General features: G+C 40.9%; 25 protein-coding genes. 7 read left to right on the top strand and 18 right to left on the bottom strand.

The window, feature by feature from the left end; translation table 11 throughout:
* Window positions 1-2: 2 nt before the first annotated feature.
* The 7 genes from fliL to fliF all read right to left on the bottom strand — a co-directional run bounded on the left by fliL (window position 3) and on the right by fliF (window position 7,234).
* Complete coding sequence (gene fliL, locus AB6N04_RS09325) at window positions 3-479, bottom strand: flagellar basal body-associated protein FliL (protein ID WP_369311698.1); 477 nt, start codon at window positions 477-479, stop codon at window positions 3-5.
* A 163-nt stretch (window positions 480-642) separates the two neighbouring features.
* On the bottom strand, window positions 643-2,019 hold the full coding sequence (locus tag AB6N04_RS09320) for a flagellar hook-length control protein FliK (RefSeq protein WP_369311696.1): 1,377 nt from the start codon (window positions 2,017-2,019) through the stop codon (window positions 643-645).
* The gene (gene fliJ / locus AB6N04_RS09315; protein WP_369311694.1) at window positions 2,020-2,463 is read right to left on the bottom strand and encodes a flagellar export protein FliJ; all 444 of its coding nucleotides are present in this window, start codon (window positions 2,461-2,463) and stop codon (window positions 2,020-2,022) included.
* 11 nt (window positions 2,464-2,474) lie between these two features.
* Window positions 2,475-3,839: a flagellar protein export ATPase FliI gene (gene fliI / locus AB6N04_RS09310; protein ID WP_369311692.1), complete on the bottom strand. Its 1,365-nt coding sequence runs from the start codon at window positions 3,837-3,839 to the stop codon at window positions 2,475-2,477.
* The gene (fliH, locus tag AB6N04_RS09305; RefSeq protein WP_369311690.1) at window positions 3,836-4,567 is read right to left on the bottom strand and encodes a flagellar assembly protein FliH; all 732 of its coding nucleotides are present in this window, start codon (window positions 4,565-4,567) and stop codon (window positions 3,836-3,838) included. Before fliH ends, fliI begins: the two co-directional genes overlap by 4 nt.
* Window positions 4,560-5,552, bottom strand: a complete 993-nt coding sequence (gene fliG, locus AB6N04_RS09300; RefSeq protein ID WP_369311688.1) for a flagellar motor switch protein FliG — start codon at window positions 5,550-5,552, stop codon at window positions 4,560-4,562. The genes fliH and fliG overlap by 8 nt, the downstream gene beginning before the upstream one ends.
* Window positions 5,552-7,234 (bottom strand): flagellar basal-body MS-ring/collar protein FliF, encoded by a 1,683-nt coding sequence (gene fliF, locus AB6N04_RS09295; RefSeq protein WP_369311686.1) that lies wholly within the window; start codon window positions 7,232-7,234, stop codon window positions 5,552-5,554. The genes fliG and fliF overlap by 1 nt, the downstream gene beginning before the upstream one ends.
* A gap of 243 nt (window positions 7,235-7,477) precedes the next feature.
* Between fliF and fliE the strand changes: the two genes are divergently transcribed.
* Window positions 7,478-7,789 (top strand): flagellar hook-basal body complex protein FliE, encoded by a 312-nt coding sequence (fliE, locus tag AB6N04_RS09290; RefSeq protein ID WP_369311684.1) that lies wholly within the window; start codon window positions 7,478-7,480, stop codon window positions 7,787-7,789.
* Between the two features lie 411 nt (window positions 7,790-8,200).
* On the opposite strand, the gene AB6N04_RS09285 is transcribed toward fliE, so the two are convergent.
* From AB6N04_RS09285 to AB6N04_RS09265, 5 genes are all read right to left on the bottom strand, one after another.
* Window positions 8,201-8,860, bottom strand: a complete 660-nt coding sequence (locus AB6N04_RS09285; RefSeq protein WP_369311682.1) for a MarC family NAAT transporter — start codon at window positions 8,858-8,860, stop codon at window positions 8,201-8,203.
* Window positions 8,861-8,877: 17 nt separating this feature from the next.
* Window positions 8,878-10,512, bottom strand: a complete 1,635-nt coding sequence (locus tag AB6N04_RS09280; protein ID WP_369311680.1) for an FUSC family protein — start codon at window positions 10,510-10,512, stop codon at window positions 8,878-8,880.
* A 14-nt stretch (window positions 10,513-10,526) separates the two neighbouring features.
* On the bottom strand, window positions 10,527-11,375 hold the full coding sequence (locus AB6N04_RS09275) for an efflux RND transporter periplasmic adaptor subunit (protein ID WP_369311678.1): 849 nt from the start codon (window positions 11,373-11,375) through the stop codon (window positions 10,527-10,529).
* Window positions 11,376-12,955: 1,580 nt separating this feature from the next.
* Window positions 12,956-13,402 (bottom strand): DUF1097 domain-containing protein, encoded by a 447-nt coding sequence (locus AB6N04_RS09270; protein WP_369311676.1) that lies wholly within the window; start codon window positions 13,400-13,402, stop codon window positions 12,956-12,958.
* Window positions 13,403-13,956: 554 nt separating this feature from the next.
* Complete coding sequence (locus AB6N04_RS09265) at window positions 13,957-14,763, bottom strand: YadA-like family protein (RefSeq protein ID WP_369311674.1); 807 nt, start codon at window positions 14,761-14,763, stop codon at window positions 13,957-13,959.
* 593 nt (window positions 14,764-15,356) lie between these two features.
* Here AB6N04_RS09265 and def point away from each other — a divergent pair.
* On the top strand, window positions 15,357-15,866 hold the full coding sequence (def, locus tag AB6N04_RS09260; protein WP_369311672.1) for a peptide deformylase: 510 nt from the start codon (window positions 15,357-15,359) through the stop codon (window positions 15,864-15,866).
* 41 nt (window positions 15,867-15,907) lie between these two features.
* On the opposite strand, the gene fliT is transcribed toward def, so the two are convergent.
* The 3 genes from fliT to fliD are packed head-to-tail and all read right to left on the bottom strand — an operon-like array spanning window position 15,908 to window position 18,146.
* Window positions 15,908-16,297 (bottom strand): flagellar protein FliT, encoded by a 390-nt coding sequence (gene fliT / locus AB6N04_RS09255; RefSeq protein WP_369311670.1) that lies wholly within the window; start codon window positions 16,295-16,297, stop codon window positions 15,908-15,910.
* Window positions 16,287-16,685 carry a flagellar export chaperone FliS gene (fliS, locus tag AB6N04_RS09250; protein ID WP_272573697.1) on the bottom strand — a complete coding sequence of 133 codons (399 nt, stop codon included), beginning with the start codon at window positions 16,683-16,685 and terminating at the stop codon, window positions 16,287-16,289. The genes fliT and fliS overlap by 11 nt, the downstream gene beginning before the upstream one ends.
* 18 nt (window positions 16,686-16,703) lie before the next feature.
* Window positions 16,704-18,146, bottom strand: coding sequence for a flagellar filament capping protein FliD (fliD, locus tag AB6N04_RS09245; protein WP_369311668.1), 1,443 nt, complete (start codon window positions 18,144-18,146; stop codon window positions 16,704-16,706).
* A 491-nt stretch (window positions 18,147-18,637) separates the two neighbouring features.
* On the opposite strand from fliD, the gene AB6N04_RS09240 reads away from it, so the two are divergent.
* Both AB6N04_RS09240 and AB6N04_RS09235 read left to right on the top strand, forming a co-directional pair.
* Window positions 18,638-19,750, top strand: coding sequence for a FliC/FljB family flagellin (locus tag AB6N04_RS09240; RefSeq protein WP_369311666.1), 1,113 nt, complete (start codon window positions 18,638-18,640; stop codon window positions 19,748-19,750).
* 589 nt (window positions 19,751-20,339) lie between these two features.
* Window positions 20,340-21,053, top strand: coding sequence for an RNA polymerase sigma factor FliA (locus AB6N04_RS09235; protein WP_369311664.1), 714 nt, complete (start codon window positions 20,340-20,342; stop codon window positions 21,051-21,053).
* 1,078 nt (window positions 21,054-22,131) lie between these two features.
* Here AB6N04_RS09235 and AB6N04_RS09230 read toward each other — a convergent pair.
* On the bottom strand, window positions 22,132-22,578 hold the full coding sequence (locus AB6N04_RS09230) for a GNAT family N-acetyltransferase (RefSeq protein ID WP_369311662.1): 447 nt from the start codon (window positions 22,576-22,578) through the stop codon (window positions 22,132-22,134).
* Between the two features lie 261 nt (window positions 22,579-22,839).
* Here AB6N04_RS09230 and cbpA point away from each other — a divergent pair, with 261 nt between their 5' ends.
* Window positions 22,840-23,781: a curved DNA-binding protein gene (gene cbpA, locus AB6N04_RS09225; protein ID WP_369311660.1), complete on the top strand. Its 942-nt coding sequence runs from the start codon at window positions 22,840-22,842 to the stop codon at window positions 23,779-23,781.
* Window positions 23,781-24,074, top strand: coding sequence for a chaperone modulator CbpM (locus AB6N04_RS09220; protein WP_369311658.1), 294 nt, complete (start codon window positions 23,781-23,783; stop codon window positions 24,072-24,074). Before cbpA ends, AB6N04_RS09220 begins: the two co-directional genes overlap by 1 nt.
* 206 nt (window positions 24,075-24,280) lie before the next feature.
* Here AB6N04_RS09220 and AB6N04_RS09215 read toward each other — a convergent pair whose 3' ends face one another.
* Together AB6N04_RS09215 and AB6N04_RS09210 are read right to left on the bottom strand one after the other, a co-directional pair.
* Complete coding sequence (locus AB6N04_RS09215) at window positions 24,281-24,898, bottom strand: bifunctional 4-hydroxy-2-oxoglutarate aldolase/2-dehydro-3-deoxy-phosphogluconate aldolase (protein WP_369311656.1); 618 nt, start codon at window positions 24,896-24,898, stop codon at window positions 24,281-24,283.
* A 12-nt stretch (window positions 24,899-24,910) separates the two neighbouring features.
* Window positions 24,911-25,855: a sugar kinase gene (locus AB6N04_RS09210; protein ID WP_369311654.1), complete on the bottom strand. Its 945-nt coding sequence runs from the start codon at window positions 25,853-25,855 to the stop codon at window positions 24,911-24,913.
* Between the two features lie 225 nt (window positions 25,856-26,080).
* Between AB6N04_RS09210 and kdgR the strand changes: the two genes are divergently transcribed.
* The gene (gene kdgR, locus AB6N04_RS09205) at window positions 26,081-26,860 is read left to right on the top strand and encodes a DNA-binding transcriptional regulator KdgR (protein ID WP_369311652.1); all 780 of its coding nucleotides are present in this window, start codon (window positions 26,081-26,083) and stop codon (window positions 26,858-26,860) included.
* The last annotated feature ends 13 nt before the right edge of the window (window positions 26,861-26,873 follow it).

Below are 26,873 nucleotides of genomic sequence, written 5' to 3'. Positions count from 1 at the left end.
TATTACCGCAGAATAAAAGTGGTAAATAACACATCTGAAATATCCTGATCGGTATCACCTGGGATCAGGGTGGGGGTGAGTGTTTGCTTAATCTCTTTCATTAGCTGCAACTTCCCATCATGGGTTTCGATGTTTTTGGATTTTTGCTCAGATAAAAGTAGCAGTAAGCGGCTACGAACCTCAGGAAGGTATTCATGAAGTTGCTTACGAGATTTTTCATTCGCAAGGCGCAGTGTCACGTGGATATAAAGCACGCGATCAGGGCCTTCAACGCCGGCTAAATTCACCGTAAATGGCTCGAGTTCCATAAAGATGGGTTGAGGCATGTTCGGACGCTTTTCTTCCTCACTTACCGTTTGAGCGTTTTGCTGTGTCGTCCACCAGGTATACCCACCAAAACCAGCACCCGCGAGGGCAACAAGGGCGAACAGAACGAGTAACCCTTTATTTGAACGTTTAGACTCTTTGCGTGACGACATGTTAGCTAAATTCCTGTTTCTTGGATGCTAAACCCAAATGGGTTCTTACTTTATGATCTCTAGCATTATGGCTTGCTTGTTGAGAGTTAAAGGAGTGAAAAACGAAACAAAAAGGCGGTAACTCGGCGCTTTAGTTGTGAAATCACCGCATTTTGTTTATTAATTATGCAAAGGTACTGATACCACCTTGGCGAACTTGGGGGGTTTTTGTGGAAACAGTGGCATTGGCTTCACTGATGCCAACCACCCCGACGGAAGGATGGGTTACTTGAATGTGTCCATCATGCTGTTGCAAGCCTTGCTGTGAACCATGTTGCGAGCCATCAGATTGGTGGTTTAAATTTTCCTGACCAACCGAGCCTTGTGCAAGATGAATACCACTTTCTTGTAACGCACTACGCAGCACTGGCATCATGGATTCCATCGCCGCGCGAACATGGCTATGGGGGGATACAAAGTGCATCACCGCTTGGTTATCTTCAATGCGTAAATGCACGTTTAATGAACCCAACTCTTCAGGGTGTAAACGAATTTGTGCTTGGGAAACCCCTTGGCGTGAGAAAAACAACATGTGCTGGCTTAATTGTTGTTGCCATACTTCACTGCCTAGTTGGCTGGTTAAGTGCATGGTTGGTGTTGCACTTGGGGTCGCCATCGCCGCCGCTTGAGCTGTTGAAGCCGTTGGCATCATACTGATTGGCTGCGTGCTTGTGTGTAAGGGAGCATTGGTAGTAAACGCCCCCGTTTCTGTTTGCAGAGTAAATGCGCCTTTCGCTGTTTGGCTTACGGGTTGTGTTGTTAGTGTTTGCACATCCGTCTGGGGAGCTTTATCGCTGACTTTTTTATTTAAAGGCATAAAGTCTTCAGTCAGGTTTTTCCCGCGGACATCCCGCTGCTGATTAAGCGCAAACAAGGGTTGGTCGCGGCGCTCTTCTTTTTCGTTGTTAAGAAAAGCCCCTAACGCTGGGGCGTCATCTTCGCCCGCTAATTGCAATTGTGAGCCTTCAAGATCATTACCCTCATCAGCTATTCCATCATGGGTACCTTGATTAAGCTGTTGCATTCGTTGGCTAAATGCGCCAAGGATAGGGTGCGGTTCTGGCGCGGATAAAGGCTTTGTGGTTAATTGAGCTTGATTGCTTAATGATTGCTTTAAGTGATTGAGCCAAGATTGCTCATTCACTGCTGGGTTGGTTAATAAATCGGCATTCAATGCGGTTTGTACGCTATCTGTGCGCAAATTACGGCTGAAATTCAGTTGTTCGATGGTATTTTCAGCATTTTTTTGTAACTCACTGACGGGTTCAGCGGCTTTTTCACCTGCCACAACCAATTTGCTGTCAACTAGCTCTTTATTGATAGTGTTTTCATCCAGAGATGGCGTGACCGTGCCATCCCTAGGGGCTGGTGGTTGGTTATCCAACACTGCCTGAAAAGGCAGGGCTGGCGCTTGGTTTTCATCAGTATGTGAGCCATTTTGTTGCACATTGCTGTTTTTAACAGGTGCCAGCGTTGGCACGCTGTTGGCGTTGATATCCATCTATTGTGGTCTCCGTAAAGTCGCGCGCTGAGCAAATTCATCCATTTGTTTTTGCTCTAAGCGATTTTGACGTTGGTATTCAGTTTGTTCAGCGCGTTGTATTAAGGTATCGAATGCATTGACCCGTTGTTGTTTTTCTTGCCAATGGCGATTTGCATCGTTAACGCGTTGTTCCCATAAATTAAGTTGCTGCTGTTGTTGTTCAATGGTCAGTTCTAAAGTGACCAAAAACTGTTGATAATTTTGCCACTTATCCGATGCCATTCCGCTGTGTAGTGTTTGGTTTAGCTTTTGTCGATATTCAGATTGGTAGTTCTCCAACATGCTCAGTTGTTGCGCCATTTGTGTGTGTGTTTGGCGCACCTGAGCTAACACTTTTGCGGCCTCTTCAGAGGCTTCCTCAGCTAAGCTGAGTAAAGTTGTCAACGCATTGTTTTTGGCCATTTATCCCCTCATTACTCATTGGGCACAACTTGCATTAGCTGTTCGCAAGCAGTTTGGTAGTCACAACGCTCGTCGATATCTTGTTGTAAAAATGTCGACATTCGTGGGTAATACTGAATAGCGGTATCCAACATGGGATCGCTCCCCACGGCATACGCTCCCACGTTGATTAAATCGCGGTTACGCTGATAGCTAGACGTTAGCTGTTTAAAACGCTGAATTTTCCGATAGTGTTCTTTAGGGATTAATTCGGTCATCGCACGGCTAATCGAGGCTTCGATATCGATAGCAGGGTAATGCCCTGATTCGGCTAAAGAACGGGAAAGTACAATGTGCCCATCCAGAATAGCGCGGGCAGAGTCGGCAATAGGGTCTTGCTGATCATCCCCTTCAGTCAATACCGTGTAGAACGCGGTGATTGAACCGCCATTTTTGCCGTTACCTGCCCGTTCAACCAGCGCTGGCAATTTAGCAAAAACAGAGGGTGGGTAGCCTTTCGTTGCCGGTGGCTCACCCACGGCAAGCGCAATTTCGCGCTGTGCCATGCTATAACGGGTGAGCGAGTCCATAATCAGCAGCACGCTAAGGCCCTGATCGCGAAAATATTCAGCAATACGTGTGGCGTAAGAAGCACCTTGCATGCGTAAAAGCGGTGAAACATCGGCAGGGGCGGCAACCACAACGGCACGTTTTAAACCTTCAGCCCCTAAAATATTTTCGATAAAGTCTTTGACCTCACGTCCTCGTTCACCAATTAAGCCAACAACGATAATATCGGCCTGAGTAAACCGCGCCATCATGCCTAACAGTACACTTTTACCTACACCAGAACCCGCAAATAACCCCATACGTTGCCCACGGCCAACGGTCAATAAGGCATTAATTGCGCGAACGCCAACATCCAGTACGCTACTAATGGGCGTTCGTTCTAACGGGTTGATAGGTGGTGTGATGAGTGGGGCTCGGGTTTTTACTTCCAAAGGGCCTTTACCATCAAGGGGAGTACCTTGGGCATCCAATACGCGACCTAGCAATTCATTACCAATAGGCAGTAAACGGCTGGTTTGCCCATCCTCACCTGTTGATTGTGCATACACGCGAGCGCCGGGGGCGATCCCTTCAAGATCAGCCAGTGGCATTAGTAGCATGCGTGAACCATTAAACCCGACCACTTCACAAACCACTTCATCACAGCCACCGTTAATAGAACGTTCAATAAAACAGGTGGCACCGAGTGGCATTTTTATGCCCTCGGCCTCCATAACCAGCCCAGTGATTTTGGTTAAACGGCCATAGCGGCGCACCATCGGGATCCCTTTCATCCGCGATTCTAAATCGTCAAGCGAGGCAATCCAGCGTCCCAAACGTGCGGTCATGAAACGTTCTCCGGTGCATATAAACGGCACAGTTCTTGCCAACGAGTCGCAACGGTCATATCTATCTCTCCGTCTTCTGCGACAACGCGGCAACCCCCCATGTGCAGTTTTGGATCAGCCACTAAGCGCCAACCGTGCAGGTTTAACAGTGAACCGAGGTGCTGTTCAATAAGTTCAACGTGATTTGGGTTGACGTGCAACTCAGGTTGCCCTGCAAAAACGGGTTTTTGCTGCAATAGATGGCTGATCTCTTCGAGGAGGGCGGTACCATCACAAACCGTAGATTGCCCAAGCACTTGCTTCGCAGCGGTTAAGGCAATCTGCAATAATTTAGTGGTTACCACTGTATCAAAGGTATCAAGAGAGTAATTAAACTCCGACAGGAGTTTTTGCCAAGTCTCAATAATCGGTTGTTGCATAGCGAGTGCTTGCTCACGTCCTTGCTCTTCACCCGCTCGCAAACCCTGTTCGAACCCAGCTTGGTAACCCTCTTTTTGACCTTTTTCATGACCTTGTTGATACCCAGTACGTTGGGCGTCTTCTTTAATATTATCGAGCAAATTAATTTGCTCTAACACTTCTTTAGGTTCAAGGCACGGCACTTTGGGCGTATCTGGTTCTGGAACGTCACTTAATGATGGGATAGCTGATGAATTTAGATCCCATTGATTAAGTTCACGTAATTTCCATGGTTGCCATTGGTCATGCGTTGGTTTTGTTTTAGACATATACATCGTCTCCACCACCGATGGCGATTTCGCCTTTCTCGACTAAGCGGCGAACGATAAGCAGAATGGCTTTCTGTTCGTTTTCCACTTGGGACATCCGAACTGGAGAACGAGATTCCAAGTCGTCGCGAACGATTTCTGCTGCACGTACTGCCATATTGTTGAGGAAGTGGTCGCGTAAAGCTTGATTGCTGCCTTTGAGGGCAATAACCAGCGAGTCGGTAGACACTTCTTGCAAAATACGTTGAATGCTGCGGTTATCCACTTCGATAAGGTTCTCGAACAGGAACATTTCATCAATGATACGTTGCGCCAGTTCACTGTCGTAATCACGCATTGCATCGATAACGCTTTCTTCTTGCTGGCTCTTCATTAGGTTGATAATTTCTGCCGCCGTTCTTATGCCACCCATTTTGCTGCGTTTGAGGTTTTGGCCATCCAGCAAATTGTTTAACACTTCGGTGAGTTCCGCGAGTGCCGCAGGTTGTACGCCACCGAAAGTGGCGATACGTAGCATAATGTCGTTGCGTTGGCGCTCTTCGAACAGTTCCAATACATCGGCTGCAAGGTTGCGTTTTAAGTGAACTAAAATGGTGGCGATAATCTGTGGATGCTCATCACGGATAATATCAGCCACAGTTTGTGGCTCCATATAGTTGAGGCTTTCGATACCTGAGGTCGTTTCTTGTTTTTCAAAGATATCCTCAAGTAGGCTTGCCGCACGCTCTTCACCCAGCGCTTTGATCAACACCGAGCGCAGGTAGTCATTGGTATTAATATTCAGCGCAGCGAATTGGATTGCCGATTCTTCAAACTCGGTGAGCACTTCCGCCAGTTCGTTGTTGGAGATTTGACGCATGTTAGACACCGCCATACTCAGTTGCTGAACTTCTTTTGGATTCAGGTGCTTAAATACTTCCGCGGCCTGATCTTCGCCGAGTGTCATCAACATCACGGCACTTTTTTCTGTTCCACTTAAACTCATTACGCTTTTCCTAACCACTGACGGATAACCATTGCCACGATTTGTGGGTCTTTTTCGGCCATTTCGCGAATGCGTTGACTTTGAATTTCAGCGCTAACACGCTGGCGAGTCAGACGGCGGCGAGTTTGCTCATCCATGTCTTCATTAATTTCTTCATCCACCACAAGTGGCGTTTTCATTTGAGTTGCCACAAACACTTCTGCATCGGCTTGGGCTTGCTGCGCTTTACGGTATTTAACCCATTGTGGTTTGATACCAAAACGCCACATAAACCAGGCAATTAGCGCAATAAGCAGAATTTTGCCGTAATCCAGTAACTGGGCAATAAACTGCGGGCTTTCCAGTAACGACGGTTCAACCTCAATAGGGGTATCATCCGTAAATAAAGAGTTAGTGATATTTAACGAGTCACCACGCGCCGCAGAATAGCCCATCGCTTCACGGGTTAATGCTTCAATTTGCTGCATCATTTCAGGTGGTAGCGGCTTCATTTCTGGGCCATTTTCACCTTCTTGTGAATGATAATTGACGATAACTGCGACCGAGAGCCTATCTACAACGCCAATTTGCCGTTGGGTGTGACTAATTTTGCGATCTACCTCGTAATTCGTGGTTTCATCACTTTGCGTGTTAGTCGTGTTGTTACGGTTGTTATTTGTTTGCTGTGCATCTTTATTATCTTTATTCGTTTCAATTGGTGCATTCGGTGCGCTAACGGGTTGATTTGATAACGCCCCAGGCACGCCACCTGTTCCGCCATTATTGTTTTGCATACTTTGGCTATTTTGGCGGGAACGAATAGCAGCACTGTTTGGAGTTTGATTCGGCTTATATTCTTCAGAGGTTTGTTCAACCTTGGAGAAATCCATTTGTGCGGTAACTTGTGCATGAATATTTGCCCGACCCACTAATGGTGAAAGAATATCTTCAATGCGCTGTTTAAGATGGGATTCCATCTCTTTGGTCATTTTAATTTGCGCACTGTTGGCAGATTGTTGGCTGTTATCGTTATTGGTGAGTAAGCGACCTGCTTGGTCAACAATAATGACATTACTGGCCGTCAGCCCTGTTACACTACTTGATACCATATGCACGATGGCACTAATTTGCCCTTCATCGAGCATTCTGCCGGGCAATAACCCTACGGTGACAGATGCGGTTGGCAATTTTTGTTCACGCACAAATAGTGTTGGTTTAGGTATGGCTAAATGCACCCGTGCACTTTGTACCGGGCTTAATGATTCAATGGTGCGAGATAATTCACCCTCCAATGCACGTTGGTAGTTAATTTGCTCACTAAACTGGCTGATACCGAACTGTTCTTTATCGAGCAGCTCGAAACCGGTGTTCCCCCCTTTGGGTAAGCCAGATTGTGCAAGTTTTAAGCGTAATTCATGCACTTTATCAGCGGGAACTAAAATGGCGCTACCGTTATCTGCGATTTGATAAGGCACATTCATCTGGGTCAACTGACTGACAATGTCCCCACCATCTTTAGCACTCAGGTTACTTAGCAGAACGCGATAGTCGGGGCTGCGCAACCAGAGAAGGAGGGCTACAATAATTGCGATGGCAGCGGCTGCCGCAATCATTAACGGTATTTTTGGATCGGCTTTAATGCGCTCAACCATTGAGGCAAACCCTTTTTTAGCCTCTCCTGTGTCTTTAGATGCGGCACTCATAAATATTCCCTGCTTGGCAGACTACTAGACGGATGAAAATGCTTTTGGTGAAACAATGTTATTTCCCTCTTTGTAACGTCACTTTTTCACTCTGCTATTATTTCTTGTCTTGGGGCAATCTAATGACGGAATCAGCCTATAAATTTGGTGTTATTTATCGGCTTCAAGTTGAAAAGGGTGTGGTAGGGTAAGCTCGACGAATAAATTAGTGGAACATATTCACTATAAAGAGAAGAGAGCACCATGACAGTTCAAGCTATTGAAGGGGTTATTTCACAATTGAATGCGGTGGCAACACAAGCCACAAACCCAATAAAGCCTGCTATTGAGCCCGTAGGCTTTGCGGATCACCTTGTTGCATCCGTTAATCAAATTAATAAAACCCGCAATGATTCAGCGAAGCAAATTGAAGATTTCACCTTAGGGAAGCAAGATATATCCCTTAATGATGTGATGGTGGATATGCAAAAAGCCAGCTTGAGCCTCCAAATGGGGATCCAAGTCCGCAACAAGCTGGTGGCGGCGTATCAAGAAATTATGTCAATGCCGGTGTGATTGGTTTATCTATTTGAATATTATGAATTAATTAACATGACTCGTACCCTAATGGATATTAGGGCAGATATCTTTTCTGCTCATTTTGACAGCTAAAAAAGGTTGAAATACAACCCGAAAATGGATGGGTACGTTAATCAAGCGGACTGACGATTATTTAACTGAAACATTATACTTAAATGCGGCTTACGGAGTCGATTAAAGTCATTTGATGCTTTATTGAGAGGTTCTAGCCTAGTTTTTACTAGACGTTGAACCTCTCGCTTTGCCTAACATGTGTTAACTCGAATAAAAATATCCCCCTAAAGGTAAATGATCCCAAATAGAAGTATCTTTATAGAAAACGACACCCACAAGTTGAATTTAATTATTTTATTAAATAATAGGTTATATAAAATTATATAGGAACATTTAGTAAAAGAAACCTGAGCGGGTTAATTCGCCGATCCCTGTAATAATAAATTGTACACCCATGCACACTAATAGGAATCCCATTATTCTTGATATAGCATCAATACCACTTGTTCCAAAAAACTTCATAATCATATTTGAGCTCTTCAAACAGATCCAAAGAATAATGGCAAATAAGCAAAAAACTAATGGTGGTGCAACTAAAATAACCCAATGAGGATATTCACTTTCATTAGAAATAACAGATGAGGCCATGCTGATAATCATAGCAATTGTGCCGGGACCCGCAGTACTTGGCATAGCTAAAGGAACGAAAGCAATACTAGATGTATTATCTAAAATCTCTTTGTCATCATTATCTTTGTTTATTTCAACAACTGGGAATAACATTCTAAAGCCAATATAAGCAACAATAAAACCCCCAGCGATCCTTAAACCTGGGATACTGACACCGAAAGTATTCATGATAGCTTGGCCTGAATACCATGAAACCAGCATAATAAAAAATACATATATAGGCGTTGTATTTATGGTTTTTTTTCGTGCATCAATAGTCATGCCACCTGATAGTCCAAGAAATAATGCAACAGTTGTTAATGGGTTAGACAAAGGTAATAATACCGCGAGTCCAATACCGATTGCAGTTAATAATTCAAACATGTCCACCTCGTATATGATTAGAGTAAGAAACTAATAATTTTATAGCTATATTTTAAACTAATGTCATCGATTGAGTTGTCATTAAAATTTATTAATGAAAGGACTTTAGTCTTGTCATCATTTAAAGATATGCTATGTATAATTTGAAAAATTTTATTTTTAGTATCCTTAGACTCAGCTAATTGATAAAGACTGATTAAGGACAGTAAAATATAGAGCTTATTAATGTTAACTGGGTTTGAAATAGCATTGATATTCAATAGTATCGTGTTTTTTAATTTATCCGAGCTAAGATTATTTGGTGCTATGCAACTTATTTTTTGTAAAATAAAATGTATTTTACGAGACTCGACTTGCTGAGCACTACTCAGTGGAATAATATATAGCATTAATATCACAATGATAATTGAAAAAATAAGAGCTATTGAGGTGTTCGCAAAATAAGAAAAGTCAAAGCTCATTGGGTTGGTGAAATTAATCATAAATATCAATGAAATACAGGCTATGTGTGAAATTATAAAGGCAAGTTTTCCTACGGGTTTTAAAACGCCTAGGATTAAAAAGATAGGTGCTATGATCATAACTGCTTGTGTATAACTAGTGGCTTGAATTAAAAAATAAAACTTCAATATATAGCTGATTAAAATTACGAGAAATGCAACTATTAATATAATAAAGGCAAGTTTATTTGCATTAGGAATAGTTATTCCAAACGTAAATGAAATACTTACTAATACCGGAAGAATGTAACCATATTCCCAAGCTGTATTTAGCCAAAATAATACGCTAATAACAAGGCTTATTACGAGCCTAAGTGTATTTAAGATGGCATCTTTCCAGTCAAAAAAATAATAAAATGTGCTATCGGATAAATGATTATCTCTTTTTTTTAAGTCTAAAAATTGTTTGTAACTGGCATATGTTAAGAATTGCTTATCAGCCATACTGATGATAGAAAATATGATAAGCAATGGTAAATGTTTTACTTTATGCCTTGCAGTTTTGAAAGATAAGAAATGACTTTCATATTGGCTTGTTTCATCATAACTAATGCTATTTTCTAAAATGTCTTTTAAGTTTTTTTCAGCTTTATCATGTTGATGCTTAAATAAGTTTGATAATAATTGTTTTTTTTCTATTTTTATTTTTTTCTCTATTAGTTTTGTTTGAGGTATATTCGTATGATTAGGAAATAAGTAGCTTATAAAGGTATATACAATAATGCCTATTATCACTTCTATTAAACGTTCTTGAGATAAATTAAAAATGGTCATTGGCATTGGAAATGCTGAAGTACCGAAAGCAATAATTGCAGAGGTGTAGCCCGACAACGAAAACAGATATGGCATCATATAGCGTGAAATTAATGTCATAAAAAGGCATATTGATAACCAAATAATAATCAATGCAGTAAACAGCCAATGGTCGTTGATACTGATATTGGCTATAAGAGTGACAGCAATGACACCAATAACACTGCCAGATAACCTTGCAGCCATTTTAGCTAAGCTTAATGATGGATCAGGATAGCCGATAATAGCAACAGTCATCATCGACCAATATGGTTTATCAAAACCGAAATAAGACGATAGATACCAAGCAAGTAAAATAGCTAATGTATATTTGATTGCAAATAACCAGTTTAAATTCATAGCTTACTCGCCGCTTACTCGCCAATAAATACAGTACAAGTTGTTCCTGGGATCAACGATATATTTTGTAGATTTTGCAGCGATATTTTAACTGGCACACGCTGTGCGAGTCTAACCCACGGGTAGTTGGGTTGCACATTTTCTAATAATTGGTTACCTGTCGAGGTATTATCATCATCGATTGCACGTCCGATACTTTGTACTTTTCCATTTAGTTCATTGTTATTGCTATAGAGCTTTATTCTGGCATTGTTCCCTATAGCAACGCTTGTCATTTTAGTTTCTTCTAAATAGGCGATGATATAGTAGGAATCTTTATCTACTATGGCGAATAAAGGTGAGCCTGCATTAATATAGTTGCCCGCTCTGAGGCTTAAGTTAGTGATAAAGCCATTTACGGGAGAAATTATTTGAGTTCTTGAAAGATCTAGTTTGGCTTTGTTTACCTTTACTTTTGCTAACTCGATCTTTTGAGTCAGGCTAGCAAGTCGCGACTGAACATCTTCAAGCTCTTCTTTTGAAATAGCGATTTGATTAAGCTTTGTACGTCTAGCTAGCTGGTTCTTCGCAAAGTTATGCTGAATAACTAGCTCGTTGAGTTCGAGTTCAGATTCTCGAACTTTAATTTCATAATCAGTTGGGTCTATAATTAATAATAAATCTCCTTTTTTAACTTCTTGGTTATCAATGACTAAAAGGTTATCAATTTTACCTGATACCTCAGCGGTAACTTGGTTGATTTCAGCGCGTACTCTACCATCACGTGTCCAAGGACTTAATGCATAATGGTTCCATAGTAAATAAATGGAGGAGATAATGATGAATAAAGATAGAACAATAATTAAATATTTTTTGATACTCATTTTTACCCACTATGAGTTAATAATGAAATGTATGCATAAAGTACATAAAAATAGTATGGATATATCAAAAAGATTTCCAGCATATTTATATTTACTCATTAAATGTATATAAATGGTCCTACAGATTAACCATGAAAAAAAACCTAAGAAAAGGACGAGGCTCATCCCAGGTATAAAAACCGTCCCCCCTAAAATAACATCTTTCATTGGTTACACCGCCATATAATGTTTTTTATGCTCCGTTTTACGGGTATTTATAAACGTAGCATATGTAATGGTTTTCAATCTGTTATTTACTAAATTAATATGGTGAGTTATAACACTATATTATTCTAATGTGTAGCTTTATAGCATTAATCGTTCATTGATTGAGATACCATATCATGGGGTTACCTAGCATTGACTTTACTGTATTGGTTACAAGGGATTTGTATTTTATATGTTATTGATAATATCTAATACACTGTGTTGGGTGATGTTTTTATTTATTTTTAAATTGTTATCTATCTAAATAACAATTTAAATTAGTATTTTAAGTCGCTATCTTAGTTCTCTTTTAATGATTGTTTTAGTTGCGCTTGTATGATAATTAAATTTATATCAACCTAATAAACACATAATAATAGTTTTTGTCTATGATTTTGTCATATTTTCAATAGTAACTTTATAAAAGGGTAATATTGAAAATAATTTTATTTTTAAATGTGTTTTCACACCTCATATTTGTATAACCCAGGTTGAGTATGCGTTAAGATGTGTTTAATAACAATCATCAAAGAGCCGTTATATTTTCTTGGTATGGTCTTATTTTTCATTTTCTCAATGAAATCTAGCTATGCTGAACATGTGATAGATTAAATAGAGAACATACATAGAATAATAAACAGAATATCCTCGACTATACGGCATTATTCTCAGCAGGTAGGGCGAATCAATATAAGCTCAATAGCAACAGGATCTTGACTCTCCATTAACTCAGTCAACACGTTGGGTTGAAAATGCAAGTTGTGGGTATACCTAGCGTATAAGCTATTTTTATTAATTGTTTATTGCTGTGGTTTTTATTGATGATACGCGACAGATCTCCCTCCAAATAAATTGCGTTCCATTTTGGAACATAATGTTATTTAAAGTAAGATAAGTTAATCTATATTTTTTTAAAACCCGTCTGGAGTGTACAGATAAATCTGAATTTAACTCACAATGATCATTATAATTTCATCTGTAATTAAATTTTCACCAGATAGATAATCTTATCTAATCGAAATAGGAATATCATATCAATTTTTTATCATTTCATTAACAATATTCATTTCATTTTCTACGCTTGTCTATGTAGGGTTACTTAGTTGTTAGTCAAATTAATTATCAATTAAATCATTATGTTATATATTGTTGTTATAAGAATTTAAGGTAATATCAATCCTGTTTGAAATTCCCTTGGTTTTATTTATTCTTTTATGCCGCCGAAAGGCGGCTTTTTTTATCGTTTGTCTACTCGGGGGGTTTACCTTTAATGGTGAATTTTTTTTTCAAATTAACACCATGTTAGGCAAGGGAAAGGTTCGCCGCCTAGTCAACTAGGCCCCTAGCCACATTCCGCTTTTTTTCATCGCAAAACCAAATAACACGCCGATAAGTAACGATTGAATGGTAACAAGCCATGCGCCTTGGGCTGCAAAAATAGTGCAGGTTCCCACAAAGGTACCCGGGATATAGGATAGCCACTGTTTTTTGGCTTGAATGCACATGAAAAAGGCCACAAGCGCGGTAATAAAATAGCCGATAAAACTGGGGAAATTTTGCAAATAGCTGCCGCTATGTAAGATAACTAATCCCCACAGCACGCCACTGCTGACGGTTAATGCTGTAATGCCAAGGCCTTTGATACCATCTTTGGGATAGGCGAAGTAAGCGGTACAACCAAGAAAGCCCGCCCAGCCAATTAAGCCCAATAAATCGGCGACCCAAGCCCAAATGCCTGAGAGAATTGCGGTAGTTAACGAAAGACAAAAAAGTAATTTCACAATAGCGACTTCAAATAAAGGTTAATCAATTGGAGAACCTTGGGCTGACGCTGACGGTTCTGCGCTGTATTTGTTATGTCAAGCGACCAACTTGCATTTGTTGTCTCGATTCAGCTTCTCGGTAATGAAAGGTTATAACGCGAATGGTTTAACTGAAATTTGCGTTAACCGATTAATAAACCGTTGATATTTCACTTGGCAACAAAGGTAAGAGCAAACAAAGGCGAGCATTGTATCCAGCTGATCACTAGGTTGCAATTTGTATCTGCGGTTATTTGCCCGAATTGGCAATACAGATCAAGGGCAATCGTTTCCCTCTGTTTTTGCAAGAAAAAGGCAAAAGCACATCCATTTAGCATGTCGAAATTTAACGGGGCGATGAGGTATTAGTCTTGCTACTAAATCGCCAGAATATAATCACCAGTGGAATAAACAGAGGGTCTGCAAGTCAGTTTAATGACTTGACTCAGGTTTGCCCCTCTATTTTTCCGTTATAACTTTAAGGGTTCTTTGTATTCTTGGCAGAAGCAAGGACCAGTTACAATTGTGTTGCTTTACCAGCCAACGGCAACACCAGCACCAATGACAGGACTATTGCTATTGTTCCATGCTATGGAACTGCGCAGATTCACATTCTTTCTGATTTGATATTGTGCGCCAGCGGCAATCGCTTTGCCATTTTTATAATGCCCCATACCAACGCCAGCACTAAAGCGGGTATGTAATGCATAAGGGATATTGCTCATTGCTGCAACAGAGGCAATACCTGAATTAGCTTGTTTTGCATTTGCTGCAATTTTATTTTTTAGTTGGTCCAGACGATGGTTATGGCGGTTATCGAGTTGGGTCATATCATCGCTAAACTGGTCACGCAAATTGCGAACTTTTTGGTCTAACTGGCTGTTTGTTTGGCCTATTTCTTTATAGAGATTGTGACGAAGGGTGTTTAATGAGTCATCGTGGTGTGAACGTAGGGTATCAACACGGGATATTGTTTCGGTTTTGCTACGGTTATACACATCTTCAAGCTTTATTTCTGTAGCTTTAGTGTCGTTTTCCAGCCGATTTTCTATTTGTTTTTTGTTGTCGTCCAAATCCATAGCCATGTGATGGGCGGATTGACTGAGAATATCAATAGCCGCTGCATTTGTATTAATAGCGTCTCGATTATGATCAACACGCAACTGAAGGTCATCGATGCTGCCACCGAGATGTTGTGAAAGATAATTTAAGTCATTCAGACTTTTATGGATTTTGTCGTGATCAGTCGATGGAGTCACGACATTGCTGGCAAATGCGCTACTAGGCATGCTCACCAGTAGCAATACCGTACAGTGAGTGATGAGCGGTTTTATTTTCATATTGAATTCCTTATCAATAATAAATTGTTTTTCCATTTGATTATTCGTCATATTTTACGTGACGCCAGCATTTTAGGGGGTTCTTATAGAATGAAAAATCGCTTATACAAAGCTGTTTATTCGGGATATTCGCAGTGGGACAGTTTAACGGCAGTGTTATTTACACCAGTGCTAGTGAGCATATAGCAATAGATAATTGTGAAATAATTAATTTGCTAAATGACACTTTTTGCACATTTTAGATGAAGTTTGTTAAATAACATGGTATTTTTCTGCCAAGTCTCACTGTAGCTTGTTTTTACACGAAATTTTAAATTTGCAGGGTCAGGTTTTGTGGCGAAAAAAACACCGAAGTGCGAGTAAGGTTAAAGCACAATGTCATTTTTTGCCTATTTTTGGCAAATAAAAAAGTCGATAATGTTTTCCCTACGTGTTGATTAGATTATTCATTAGAAAGAAAGGTGCGCAAGCCCATTTTCCCTTAACGTGGGGTGTTGAGGCGCTTGCCTATGCAACTTTGTTTATATAACTAATTTTGCTGAGCAATAGATTTAATTATTAAGAATAAAGACTGAATTAATAGGATTTAAATTATGGCAGTAAGAGAAATTATTGAAATTCCCGATGAGCGACTGCGGATCAAATGCAGTCCAGTGACGGATTTCGCCGCGGTACAAACGCTTATCGACGATCTGCTCGATACTATGTACAGCACCGATAACGGCATTGGCCTTGCTGCAACGCAAATTGCTGAAACCAAATCGATAATGGTGATTGATATCTCGGAAAATCGTGATTCACCAATGGTGTTTGTCAATCCGGAAATTGTGGAAAGCGAAGGGGAAACCAGCTACCAAGAAGGGTGCTTATCAGTGCCGGAGATATACGCCGATGTCGACCGTTTCTTGCGTGTGAAGGTGAAAGCCTTTGACCGACACGGTAAGCCATTTGAGGTGGATAGCGATGAGTTTTTAGCCATTGTGATGCAACATGAAATCGACCACTTGCAGGGCAAAGTATTCCTCGATCACTTATCGCCGCTAAAACGTAATATGCTGCTCAAAAAGCTGAAAAAACAGCAGCGTTTAAAACAGCAACAGTAGCGGGAAAGGCGTGTCAGGTCAGTTGGCCTGACACACAAAAGCTATTCCATGGGGCGAATGACTAACGGGGTATCAGGCTCATCAAATTGCCCATAGCTGTTATTGAGTACCCGTTTTTGGTCTAACTGCTTAATTTCTTTACTTAAAAAATTTAAATGCTGCTGTAAATATTCTTTAGTCACACGTTCATTTTCAATAATTTTATGCAATAACTGAATAAATTCCTCAGTGATTGGCTGCTGTTCTTCGAACGCTTGCGTTAATGCGGTGAGGTTTTCCACCGCAAGGACATACTCTGTCTCGCGGGAGACCAACGTCTCCCATTCCCCAGATTGCGCCAAGGCAACTAAATTTTCACTTAATACTAAGACATTACGGTATATTTCATGTAAATCGATAGGATTTTTATTGTCCACCTGATTATCTTTCATCCACATTTGCACCGATTTGTTGCCATGCAGAGGCGATATCGGAGAGTAATTGGTAAACTTCTTGGACATAAGCCACGTTGTTTTCGAGGTTGGCACGGAGTAGCTGCATTGTCATATACTCATACAAACTTGCTAAATTTTCCGCAAGTTCGCCGCCAGCGTCATAATTTAACGACTGCTTTAACCCAGTGTCAATGATGTCGATAGCTTTTGAGATTTCTTTACCTTTTTCCGCCACCTTACCTTGCTGCATAAAAATCTCCCCGCGTTTCAGGGCACTTAGCGCCCCTTTAAACAGGATTTGGATCAGCTGATACGGGGTCGCGTTGGTGATTTCACTTTCCAAATCGACTTGCTGATAGGCTTGCTGTGCGTGACGTTGATACATATTTTTTAACCTAAAGTATTAACCTAAAAGTCGGCCTAAGGAGTTACTGGTGCTGTTGAGCGATGTCATCATTTTGTCCAAGTTTTGGAACTGACGGCGGTACATATCCATGGTGTTTTCGATTTGCTTATTGGTTTGCTCAATCCGTTTGTCTAAGCTTTTCTTTTTCTTTTGAATACCATCAGTGGCGTTATGTAGTGTGCCTTCTTTGCTGTCTAAGGTATCTTTTAGGTAGTTAAAGTTTTCAGTCGCAAAACCGGTTTCCTTGCCGTCACCGGCAAAAAATACTTTGACGCTGGATGGGTTCTCTTTGAGCGCTTTATCCAGCTTTTTATCTTCTATTTCTAAAGTACCATCCAGTTTTTGCTTGATCCCCATTTTATTCAGTAAATCAATTTCACCGCTAGCTTGTGGTGAACGAACTTGGGTGCGCAAAGTGCTTTGGATCATGCGCAGCGTGGAGTCACCAATCAGTGGGCCATTGGTTTTATCGGGGGCGGTGCCTTTTTCCGTTGGGGTGTATTTGGTGAGCTCTTTGGCTAAGGTTTGGAATTCATTATAGGCATCCACCCACGCTTTAATTTTCGCTTTAGCGGGTTCGATATCTTCAGAAACGATTAAATGGTCCGCTTTACCGTCTTCGCTTTCTTTTTTTAGGGTGAGGGTTAAGCCCGGAAATAAGTCCTTGGCTTCATTGGTTTGTGATTCTAATTTGAAACCATCAATTTCCAGTAAGGCAGTTTGTGGGGCAACTTTTTGCACCATACCAATGCTGTCTGCATTTTTTAAGGTAACTTTACCATCCGCATCAACGTCAGATTCAACATTAAGAATAGCGGCAAGTTTGTCATCCCCTTCCACATTGATGCTAATACGGTTTTCAGTACCTTCTTTTTTGGAGGTCACGACAAGGTGGTAAATATTGTCTTTGTCTTTAATAACTGATGCCGAAACGCCTTTATCGGTTTTATTAATGGCATCGGCAATTTCAATCAGTGAGGTGTGCTCGTTATCTAATTTGATAACGATTTTATCTTTATCTTCTTTTTGTGACGGTTGGGTGATGGTGATTGTTCTTTCAGGCGCACCATTGCCCAGCAACTCTTTATTGCTATTGTTTGGGGTGCCTTTGGTGGCGATAGTTTGCGCCTTTGCCAACTGGGTAACTAACACATCATGCACCCCAGCTACGGCTTTACCATCCGTTTTCACATCAAAGGCTTTATATTCGCCAGTCACTTTAGTCGTGCTGATATCGCCATATTTTTTTAAGTCTTCTGCGGCTTTTTTCAGTTTCTCTAAGGATGACTGCATTTTGCCATAGGCGCTAATTTGCGCGTCATAACTGGCTTTTTGGGTGGTTAATGGCTCCAAACGACGGCGCTCCATCGCTTCAAGCTGATCCATTTGTACATTTAAGTCTAAGTTTGACCCGATACCGAGTGTGGATATTCCTGCCATGTTTTCTCCTACGCTATTCTCGTCATCCTTCAAGCTGCAGGGGTGTTGACTGCGTTCAGATAGCCGAATCACATACTTGTGTATGCTCATCGGTCTATCTTCACTTGTCGCCTACCTGCAACCCGAATGATTTAGAGTCTATGCCTGTGTCATTAACTCTGAAATAGAGTCTATTTAGAGTCTTATCGGCAAAAGGGAGGAAAATTTTAGACTATTCTGAAAAACAACGATGGCAAGAAGAGACCAAGTAAATCGAGGTAATTATCCTTATTGGGATTAAATAATAAGAAAATTGATAAAAATAAAATAATTCAAAACAAAATAGTGAAGCTAAAAGCGAGTTCCCGTGCAGGTTTTGCCATTTTTGATGAAATTTTTATGCAAAAAGCCTAAAGGGGATTTAGTTACAGCCGATAAACATATTGCTGACGAAAATCACCCAGTTAAGCCCATAGGCTTAACATATTAATTTGAATAACAAGGACATTACCATGGCACAAGTGATTAACACTAACATTTTGTCTCTGACTACTCAGAACAACTTAAACCGTTCACAAGGCGTATTAGGTACGGCGATTGAACGTTTATCTTCCGGTTCACGTATCAACAGCGCAAAAGACGATGCCGCAGGCCAAGCCATCGCTAACCGTTTTACGGCTAACGTAAAAGGGTTAACCCAAGCAGCACGTAATGCTAACGACGGTATCTCTATCGCACAAACGGCGGAAGGCGCGGTTAACGAAATCAACGATAACTTACAACGTATTCGTGAATTAACTGTTCAAGCACAAAACGGAACAAATTCAGAATCAGATACTAAGTCTATCCAAGCGGAAGTTAAACAACGTATGGATGAGATCAATCGTATCTCTGAACAAACGCAATTTAACGGCGTAAAAGTTCTGAGCAAAAATACTTCAATGAAAATTCAAGTAGGTTCTAATGATAGCGAAACTATAGCTATTGATTTACAAGCTATTAACAAAGATACATTAGAATTAGGCGATTTTGATTTATCAAAAGGAAGTCAAATTGGTAAACAAATCACTAAAATGGAAGTTGCAGGTAAAGGGTTAGATCCAAAGGATGGAACAACTGAAATTGATATTAAGAAAAACGTAGAATTAGAAGGACTTACTCAAGGTCAAACAATTTATCAAAAAATGAATTCCAATGGAACAGAAGATACAGGTAATTATATTGTCAAAACTGTTAAGGATGGTAAAACTACTTATACAGAAGCAACGATTGAAACTACAGATGGAACTTTAAGCGCTGCACCAAAAGCTGAAGTAAAAAATACCACTAATGAAGTAAAAATGACTATTAATGATTTGCCTTTGGATGCGTTAGACAAGGCTCTAGCTAAAGTTGATAACTTCCGTTCAGACTTAGGTGCGATTCAAAACCGTCTACAATCTACCATCAACAACCTGAACAACTCTGTTAATAACCTGAGCGCAGCACGTAGCCGTATCGAAGATGCTGACTTCGCAACTGAAGTGTCTAACATGAGCCGTGGCCAGATCCTGCAACAAGCAGGTACTGCTGTGTTGGCGCAAGCTAACCAAGTTCCACAAGGTGTTTTAAGCCTGTTACGTTAATTCGTGATTGGTTTTTGAGATTAAAGGCCAGCATTGCTGGCCTTTTCTTTGCCCGTCATATTATCCGTCATATTTCGCACCATAGCGTTGTTGGCTTCATAAGTTCATCCGAATCACGTACTTGTGTACGCTCATCGGTATAAACTTATTTGCCGCCTTCCTACAACTCGAATTATTTAAATCCCTGTCATCCTTTAAGCCGTAGGGGTGTTGGCTGCGTTCAGCTACTCGAATCACGTACTTATGTACGCTCATCGAGATATCTTCACTTGCCGCCTACCTACAACTTAAATTATTTAAGGGATTCAATTTGTTTTTTTAATGCTAAAAGGAAAATACAATCAAACCCTAAAGATAATCTCCTTTAAATCAAAAATGGCATCTCAATAAAACAACCACGCCCGCTTGTATTACCTATAAAATTCTCTAAAAATTAAGTTAAAACAACCATTAACATTGCAATCATTCAAATTTTATCTATTTAGGATAAGGCAAATAAAGCCATATTTAGTGCCTTACTCTACGGATTGAAATCAAAACCAACACAGATAATGAATACCTTTTTAAAGCTTGAAGGGTGATTCAGGTTGTGAGTGATTTGTATACTGCCGAAGGTGTGATTAATAAAAATAGCCTATGGGAGCGTTATTACCCTCTAATACGCCACGAAGCCCTGAAACTGCAAGTTAGACTACCCGCCAGTGTTGATATTGATGACCTAATTCAAGCAGGGGGGATTGGTTTACTGCATGCATTGGAACGTTTCGATATTACCCAAGGGGCATCGTTCGCCACCTATGCGGTACAGCGAATTCGTGGTTCGATGTTAGATGAATTGCGCAGCCGCGACTGGGTGCCGCGCAGTGTACGTCGCCAAGCAAGGGAAATGACCAAAGCTATTGGCGCACTGGAGCAATCGTTAGGGCGCAGTGCGACGGAGCCAGAAATTGCTAAAGCGCTGGATATCGACCTTGCGGAATATCGCCAAGCGCTGCTTGATACCAATAATAGCCAACTGTTTTCCTACGATGAGTGGCACGAAATTCACGGGGAAAGCTGCGAGCCACAAATGGATGAGAACGATGGCGGCAACCCACTGAGTTTGTTGTTAGATTCCAGTTTACGCGACCAGATTGCGGCGGCGATAGAGCAATTGCCAGAGCGCGAGAAGATGGTGCTGACGCTGTATTATCAAGAGGAGCTGAATCTGAAGGAGATCGGTGCGGTGCTGGAGGTGGGGGAGTCGAGGGTGAGTCAGTTGCATAGTCAGGCTATTAAGCGCCTCCGTGGCCGTCTCAAATGATGCTCGTCATACTTCGCTTCAAACAAGATGCTCGTCATACTTCGCTTCAAACAAGATGCTCGTCATACTTCGCACCACAGCGTTGTTGGCTTCATGAGTTCACCCTAGTCACATACTTATGTATGCTCCTAGGGCTAAACTCATTCGCCGCCTAGCTGTAGCACGAATTATTTAGAGCATCGCATCGGAGTTAAGGGTATTTATTTGAATTTATTCTTTAGTCATCGGTGCAGAGCTAAAAGATTTTTTCTGAATTTATTATGTGTGAATTACTTAAAACATCGCATCGGCGCTAAGAGAATTTTCTTGAATTTATTATGTGTAAATTATTTAGAGCATCGCATCGGAGTTAAGGGTATTTATTTGAATTTATTCTTTAGTCATCGGTGCAGAGCTAAAAGATTTTTTCTGAATTTATTATGTGTGAATTACTTAAAACATCGCATCGGCGCTAAGAGAATTTTCTTGAATTTATTATGTGTAAATTATTTAGAGCATCGCATCGGAGTTAAGGGTATTTATTTGAATTTATTCTTTAGTCATCGGTGCAGAGCTAAAAGATTTTTTCTGAATTTATTATGTGTGAATTACTTAAAACATCGCATCGGCGCTAAGAGAATTTTCTTGAATTTATTATGTGTAAATTATTTAGAGCATCGCATCGGAGTTAAGGGTATTTATTTGAATTTATTCTTTAGTCATCGGTGCAGAGCTAAAAGATTTTTTCTGAATTTATTATGTGTGAATTACTTAAAACATCGCATCGGCGCTAAGAGAATTTTCTTGAATTTATTATGTGTAAATTATTTAGAGCATCGCATCGGAGTTAAGGGTATTTATTTGAATTTATTCTTTAGGCATTGGTGCAGGACTAAAAGATTTTTTCTGAATTTGTTATGTGTGAATTGCTTAAAGCATCGCATCGGCGCTAAGAGAATTTTTTTGAGTTTATTATGTATAAATTGCTTAAAGCATCGCATGGGAGTTAAAAGAATTTTCGTGAATTTATTGTATGAGCACCTTAAAGACCATATTGGCAAATGATCTTTAAAATGCTTTTTTCATTCACTCATTAATATCAATCCCCATAGGCGGATTTCGCTAAATAGGTCTCTGCGGTGGTGTGCCAAGCTCGAGGAGATTGAGTGAACCCCAGTTTTAGGTATTCGGTAAGGTTGCTGTCGGTCGAAAAAAATACAATCTGGCAGTTGGCAGGGAGCTCTTCAGCGACAAGGCGTATCAAATAACGGTCGATACCGTGCTTTTGATAATTGGTATCAATGGCAAGTTCGCAGAGATAACAGCAAGAACTAAAATCGGTGACCGCGCGGACAAATCCCACCACCTGATCTTCATCCCATACACTAATCAATAAATCTGCATTATTAAGCATTGCGTCTAATTGAGTTATGTTATCGGTTGATACGATTTCTTTAAACGGTGACTGAAGAATTAACCGAATAAAATCCTCAACAGAAATGGCAAAATTCACTTTATAGTTCAGGCGACTGGCGATGGCATCCATAGGTTTTTCTCTTGTAAGTAGTGAACTCTCTTATAGGTTTAGCGCTAAATAGCGAAAATTTCCTGTTTTTATGGCATTTTATCGATTCGCCTCGTCACGATTCCTCAATATATTTAATATTTATCATGGTGATGCTATTCCAATTAGCATATAAATGTCTTAAGTTAAATCCAAGGTAAGTCGTTATGTTTAGCCTATATAAACAGTACGGTTAGACACCATAAGCACTCTATTCAACAGACAAGTGAACGAGATATGACTATGGAACTAAAGGATTATTACAGCATCATGGGTGTAAATCGCACCGATGATTTGAAGACGATTAAGACGGCATATCGTCGTTTAGCACGTAAATACCACCCCGATGTCAGTAAAGAGCCTGATGCGGAGGCTCGCTTTAAGGAAATCGCAGAAGCGTGGGCGGTACTCAGTGACAAGGAAAAGCGTGCAGAATACGATGAAATGTGGGAGCATCGAAATGATCCCTATTTCAACCAAGGAGCCCAAGGCCAGCAAGGTTATTCGTACTCCCAGCAAGGTTTTGGTGCAGGGGATTTTGATGATATTTTTTCCTCAATGTTTTCTCAACGTGCAGGTGGCGCAGGGACAAGGCAGGCTCGCCGCCATCGTGGCCATGACCTCGAAGTTGAACTGGCGATTTTTTTAGAAGAGAGCCAAGAGTCACATAAACGCACCATCAGTTATCACTTACCGGTCTATAACGCTTTTGGTTTTATCGAAAATGAAATTCCCAAAACACTCAATGTGACTCTACCTGCTGGTGTAGTTGATGGGCAACGCATTCGCTTAAAAGGACAAGGAACCCCAGGGGAAAATGGAGGAGAAAATGGTGACCTATGGATAACTATCCGTATTGCACCACACCCATTGTTCGATATTAAAGGCCATGATTTAGAAGTGGTTGTGCCATTAGCACCTTGGGAAGCGGCACTGGGGACTAAAATTACTATCCCTACCTTAAAAGACCCCATCCTGATCACTGTGCCAGCCAATAGCCAAGCAGGGCAAAAATTACGATTTAAAGGTAAGGGGCTGAAACATAAGGGTATTGCAGGTGATTTATACGCAATTATCAAAATTGTGATGCCGCAAAGCAGTGATGATGAATCGAAAGTACTGTGGCAGAAATTAGCGGAAACTCAGAAGAACTTTGACCCGCGCAAGAATTGGGGAGGAAAATAATGGAACAGTTAACCACACTAACCGTTATTGATTTCTGTATTCATACAGGCATCGCCGAAGACGAATTACAGGAGATTGTTGGGCTAGGAATAGTTCAACCCATTGAAACAACACGCGAATGGTTGTTCGACGACCAAGCGGTGATCATCGTGAAAAAGGCGGTGCGTCTTTACCATGAGCTAGAAATTGATTGGCCGGGTATCGCAATGGCCATGAGCCTGATGGATCAAAATGAAATGCTACGGCGTGAAAATGAGATGTTGCGGTTACAATTAACCCGCTTTATTGGTTAGTTTGCCAATCATTTAATGCCTATTGAGTTTCCGATCTAGAAACTGGTTCAGTTTTAGCCTTATATGTTGAATTAAAATATAAGGCTAATTCATTCACTATTCGATAAGGATAAGATCAGCGAGTATTTATTCTATATAGTTCTTCAATAAAAAGCCCTTACGAAAAGATAAGGGCATAATGACGACGACGAGATTTTTATTGTTAATTAAAGTGTTGCTGCTTCGGCGATTAACTTGCCAAGCGCTTGCCAGTTTTCACTGTCAATTAATTCATTTGGTACCATCCAAGAGCCGCCACAGACTAGCACCGAAGGTAAGGTGGTGTATTCTTTAATATTTTTCACGCCGATACCGCCCGTTGGCATAAATTTCACGGGGTAAACTGCGCTGAGGGCTTTTAGCATCGCAACGCCACCAGAGGCTTCTGCTGGGAAAAATTTTAAGGTGGTCAGATTAAATTCAAGGGCTTGCTCCACTAAACTTGGGTTATTCACTCCCGGAATAATAATCACCTGTTTTTGTTGGCAATAGGCGACGATTTTGGGGTTAAAACCTGGGCTGACAATAAAGTCTACACCTGCTTCAATAGCTTGGTCGACTTGTTCAGTGGTTAACACGGTACCTGCTGCAATCAATAACTCAGGGTAGGCGGCGCGCATATTTTTAATCGCCTGCACAGCAGCAGGGGTACGGAAAGTGACTTCAGCACACGGCAGACCATTTTCCACCAAGGCTTTAGCAAGCGGTGCGCCATGTTCTGCATTATTGATAGTGATCACGGGAACAACGTTCAGTTTTTTAATTCTTTCAATTAATTGATTCATAGCTAAAGCCCCTTAACATTTTCCTAAATCGGTGGTTGGCATGGCCTCGGTCGGAATAATCGCTCCCCGGTGTTGGATAACGGTTCCCGCCAATAAGTGGCCAGTTTTGGCAGCGTCACAAGGTGTTCCGCCCAAAATACGACAGGCAAGGTAACCCGCACTGAACGAATCCCCTGCGGCAGTGGTATCAACCACATGGCTGACTTTATTCGCTGGTACTTCATAACGTTCATTATTGATGATCACATAGCAGGGTTCAGCACCGCGCTTGATCACAATCTCATTCACTCCATACAGCTGTGTACGTGCGATGGCTTCGATTTCATGGCAATCCCCATACAGTTGTTGCTCATCATCAAAGGTGAGAAAAGCGATATCGGTTAACAGCAAGATTTGTTGATACGCTTGTTTTGCGGCTTCTTTTGACGGCCAAAGTGCAGGACGATAATTATTATCAAACACAATTTTCGCCCCATGCTGTTTAGCCTGTTGCAAAATGCCCATTAAAAGCTGGCGAGCAGTGTCAGGTAAAATGGCTAAGCTGATACCACTTAGATAAATAAATTGTTGTGAATTAAGAAGTTGCTGTGTACGTGCTTGACTGTTTTCATCCAACCAAAATTTGGCGGCAGCGTTATCACGCCAATAAAAGAAACGGCGTTCGCCATCGGCGGAGGTTTCAATTAAATACATACCTGGTAAGTGCTTATCAGAAATAAACACGTCATCAGTATTGATCCCTTCTTGCTGCCAACTTGTTAGCATTTGCTGGCTGAATGGGTCTTTCCCTAAACCGGTGATATAACGGGTCGTCACACCTTGGTTTTTTGTTAAGCGAGACAGGTATAGCGCGGTATTAAGCGTATCCCCACCAAAGGTTTGCTTATACAGCTCCCCCGACTTTTGCAATTCAACCATGCATTCGCCAATGACGGCAACTTGCGGATCTGTACTCATATTTATCACCTGTACGATTAGGGCTGAGTTATCGATTACTAACTTAATAAGGTTATTAAAACGCATTTGATTCAGAACTTCAATAAAAATGAAACGCTGTTTTAAAAATAATGAATCCCTATTCTTGTTTTTGTGAGGTTCGCCAATTATGCTATGGCCTATCGCATGGTTTTAATTGGCTTTGTGATATTATCAAGGCCAATCTATTAGGATGAATACAACAAGATGGATAAGACAACTCAAACTGATGCCGTATCCGCAGTGGTGAAAGTGTTTAGTATTCTCAGCGCGTTAGGGGAACAAAAAGAGATCGGTGTTTCCGAGCTATCCCAGCGCTTATTGATGTCAAAAGCCACCACTTTTCGTTTTTTGCAAACCATGAAACAACTGGGCTATGTGGAACAACAGGGAGAGGCTGATAAGTACTCACTCACTTTGAAACTCTTTGAGCTAGGTGCAAAGTCCCTTGAATATGTGGATCTCATTGAAATTGCGGATAAGGAAATGCGCCATATTGGGCAAATAACCCATGAGGCGGTGCATTTAGGGGCATTAGATGAAGATGCCATTATTTATATCCATAAAATTGATTCTAGCTATAACTTGCGGATGTATTCGCGAGTCGGCCGCCGTAACCCGTTGTATTGCACTGCGATAGGTAAAATTTTACTGGCTTGGCAAGATGAAGAAGCTATTCGTTTGGCGTTAAAAGATGAGTCGTTTACCCAAAAAACGGATACCACCATTTTAAACCTTGATGATTTGCTGGTGGAGCTAGCTGAGGTACGTGAATGCCATTATGCACAGGATAGAGAAGAACAAGAGTTAGGCTTACGTTGCATCGCGGTGCCAGTATACGACCGTTTAGGGCATGTTGTGGCAGGGCTATCCATTTCGTTCCCTACCATTCGGTTTGATGAGCAGCAACTTGACCATTATGTGCAACTGCTAAAAGCGTCAGGCCGCCGTATTTCAGAAAAAATGGGATATCATCATTATCCATAATATGGTTGATATC

Source organism: Providencia rettgeri (assembly GCF_041075285.1).
Lineage (GTDB): Bacteria > Pseudomonadota > Gammaproteobacteria > Enterobacterales > Enterobacteriaceae > Providencia > Providencia rettgeri_G.
This window is presented reverse-complemented; position numbering and strand designations above follow the sequence as displayed.

What these genes read in the sequence shown, in the direction of transcription:
- fliL (WP_369311698.1), bottom strand. Translation starts at nt 479, where the DNA reads ATGTCGTCACGCAAAGAGTCTAAACGTTCAAATAAAGGGTTACTCGTT.
- AB6N04_RS09320 (WP_369311696.1), bottom strand. Translation starts at nt 2,019, where the DNA reads ATGGATATCAACGCCAACAGCGTGCCAACGCTGGCACCTGTTAAAAAC.
- fliJ (WP_369311694.1), bottom strand. Translation starts at nt 2,463, where the DNA reads ATGGCCAAAAACAATGCGTTGACAACTTTACTCAGCTTAGCTGAGGAA.
- fliI (WP_369311692.1), bottom strand. Translation starts at nt 3,839, where the DNA reads ATGACCGCACGTTTGGGACGCTGGATTGCCTCGCTTGACGATTTAGAA.
- fliH (WP_369311690.1), bottom strand. Translation starts at nt 4,567, where the DNA reads ATGTCTAAAACAAAACCAACGCATGACCAATGGCAACCATGGAAATTA.
- fliG (WP_369311688.1), bottom strand. Translation starts at nt 5,552, where the DNA reads ATGAGTTTAAGTGGAACAGAAAAAAGTGCCGTGATGTTGATGACACTC.
- fliF (WP_369311686.1), bottom strand. Translation starts at nt 7,234, where the DNA reads ATGAGTGCCGCATCTAAAGACACAGGAGAGGCTAAAAAAGGGTTTGCC.
- fliE (WP_369311684.1), top strand. Translation starts at nt 7,478, where the DNA reads ATGACAGTTCAAGCTATTGAAGGGGTTATTTCACAATTGAATGCGGTG.
- AB6N04_RS09285 (WP_369311682.1), bottom strand. Translation starts at nt 8,860, where the DNA reads ATGTTTGAATTATTAACTGCAATCGGTATTGGACTCGCGGTATTATTA.
- AB6N04_RS09280 (WP_369311680.1), bottom strand. Translation starts at nt 10,512, where the DNA reads ATGAATTTAAACTGGTTATTTGCAATCAAATATACATTAGCTATTTTA.
- AB6N04_RS09275 (WP_369311678.1), bottom strand. Translation starts at nt 11,375, where the DNA reads ATGAGTATCAAAAAATATTTAATTATTGTTCTATCTTTATTCATCATT.
- AB6N04_RS09265 (WP_369311674.1), bottom strand. Translation starts at nt 14,763, where the DNA reads ATGAAAATAAAACCGCTCATCACTCACTGTACGGTATTGCTACTGGTG.
- def (WP_369311672.1), top strand. Translation starts at nt 15,357, where the DNA reads ATGGCAGTAAGAGAAATTATTGAAATTCCCGATGAGCGACTGCGGATC.
- fliT (WP_369311670.1), bottom strand. Translation starts at nt 16,297, where the DNA reads ATGAAAGATAATCAGGTGGACAATAAAAATCCTATCGATTTACATGAA.
- fliS (WP_272573697.1), bottom strand. Translation starts at nt 16,685, where the DNA reads ATGTATCAACGTCACGCACAGCAAGCCTATCAGCAAGTCGATTTGGAA.
- fliD (WP_369311668.1), bottom strand. Translation starts at nt 18,146, where the DNA reads ATGGCAGGAATATCCACACTCGGTATCGGGTCAAACTTAGACTTAAAT.
- AB6N04_RS09240 (WP_369311666.1), top strand. Translation starts at nt 18,638, where the DNA reads ATGGCACAAGTGATTAACACTAACATTTTGTCTCTGACTACTCAGAAC.
- AB6N04_RS09230 (WP_369311662.1), bottom strand. Translation starts at nt 22,578, where the DNA reads ATGGATGCCATCGCCAGTCGCCTGAACTATAAAGTGAATTTTGCCATT.
- cbpA (WP_369311660.1), top strand. Translation starts at nt 22,840, where the DNA reads ATGGAACTAAAGGATTATTACAGCATCATGGGTGTAAATCGCACCGAT.
- AB6N04_RS09220 (WP_369311658.1), top strand. Translation starts at nt 23,781, where the DNA reads ATGGAACAGTTAACCACACTAACCGTTATTGATTTCTGTATTCATACA.
- AB6N04_RS09215 (WP_369311656.1), bottom strand. Translation starts at nt 24,898, where the DNA reads ATGAATCAATTAATTGAAAGAATTAAAAAACTGAACGTTGTTCCCGTG.
- AB6N04_RS09210 (WP_369311654.1), bottom strand. Translation starts at nt 25,855, where the DNA reads ATGAGTACAGATCCGCAAGTTGCCGTCATTGGCGAATGCATGGTTGAA.
- kdgR (WP_369311652.1), top strand. Translation starts at nt 26,081, where the DNA reads ATGGATAAGACAACTCAAACTGATGCCGTATCCGCAGTGGTGAAAGTG.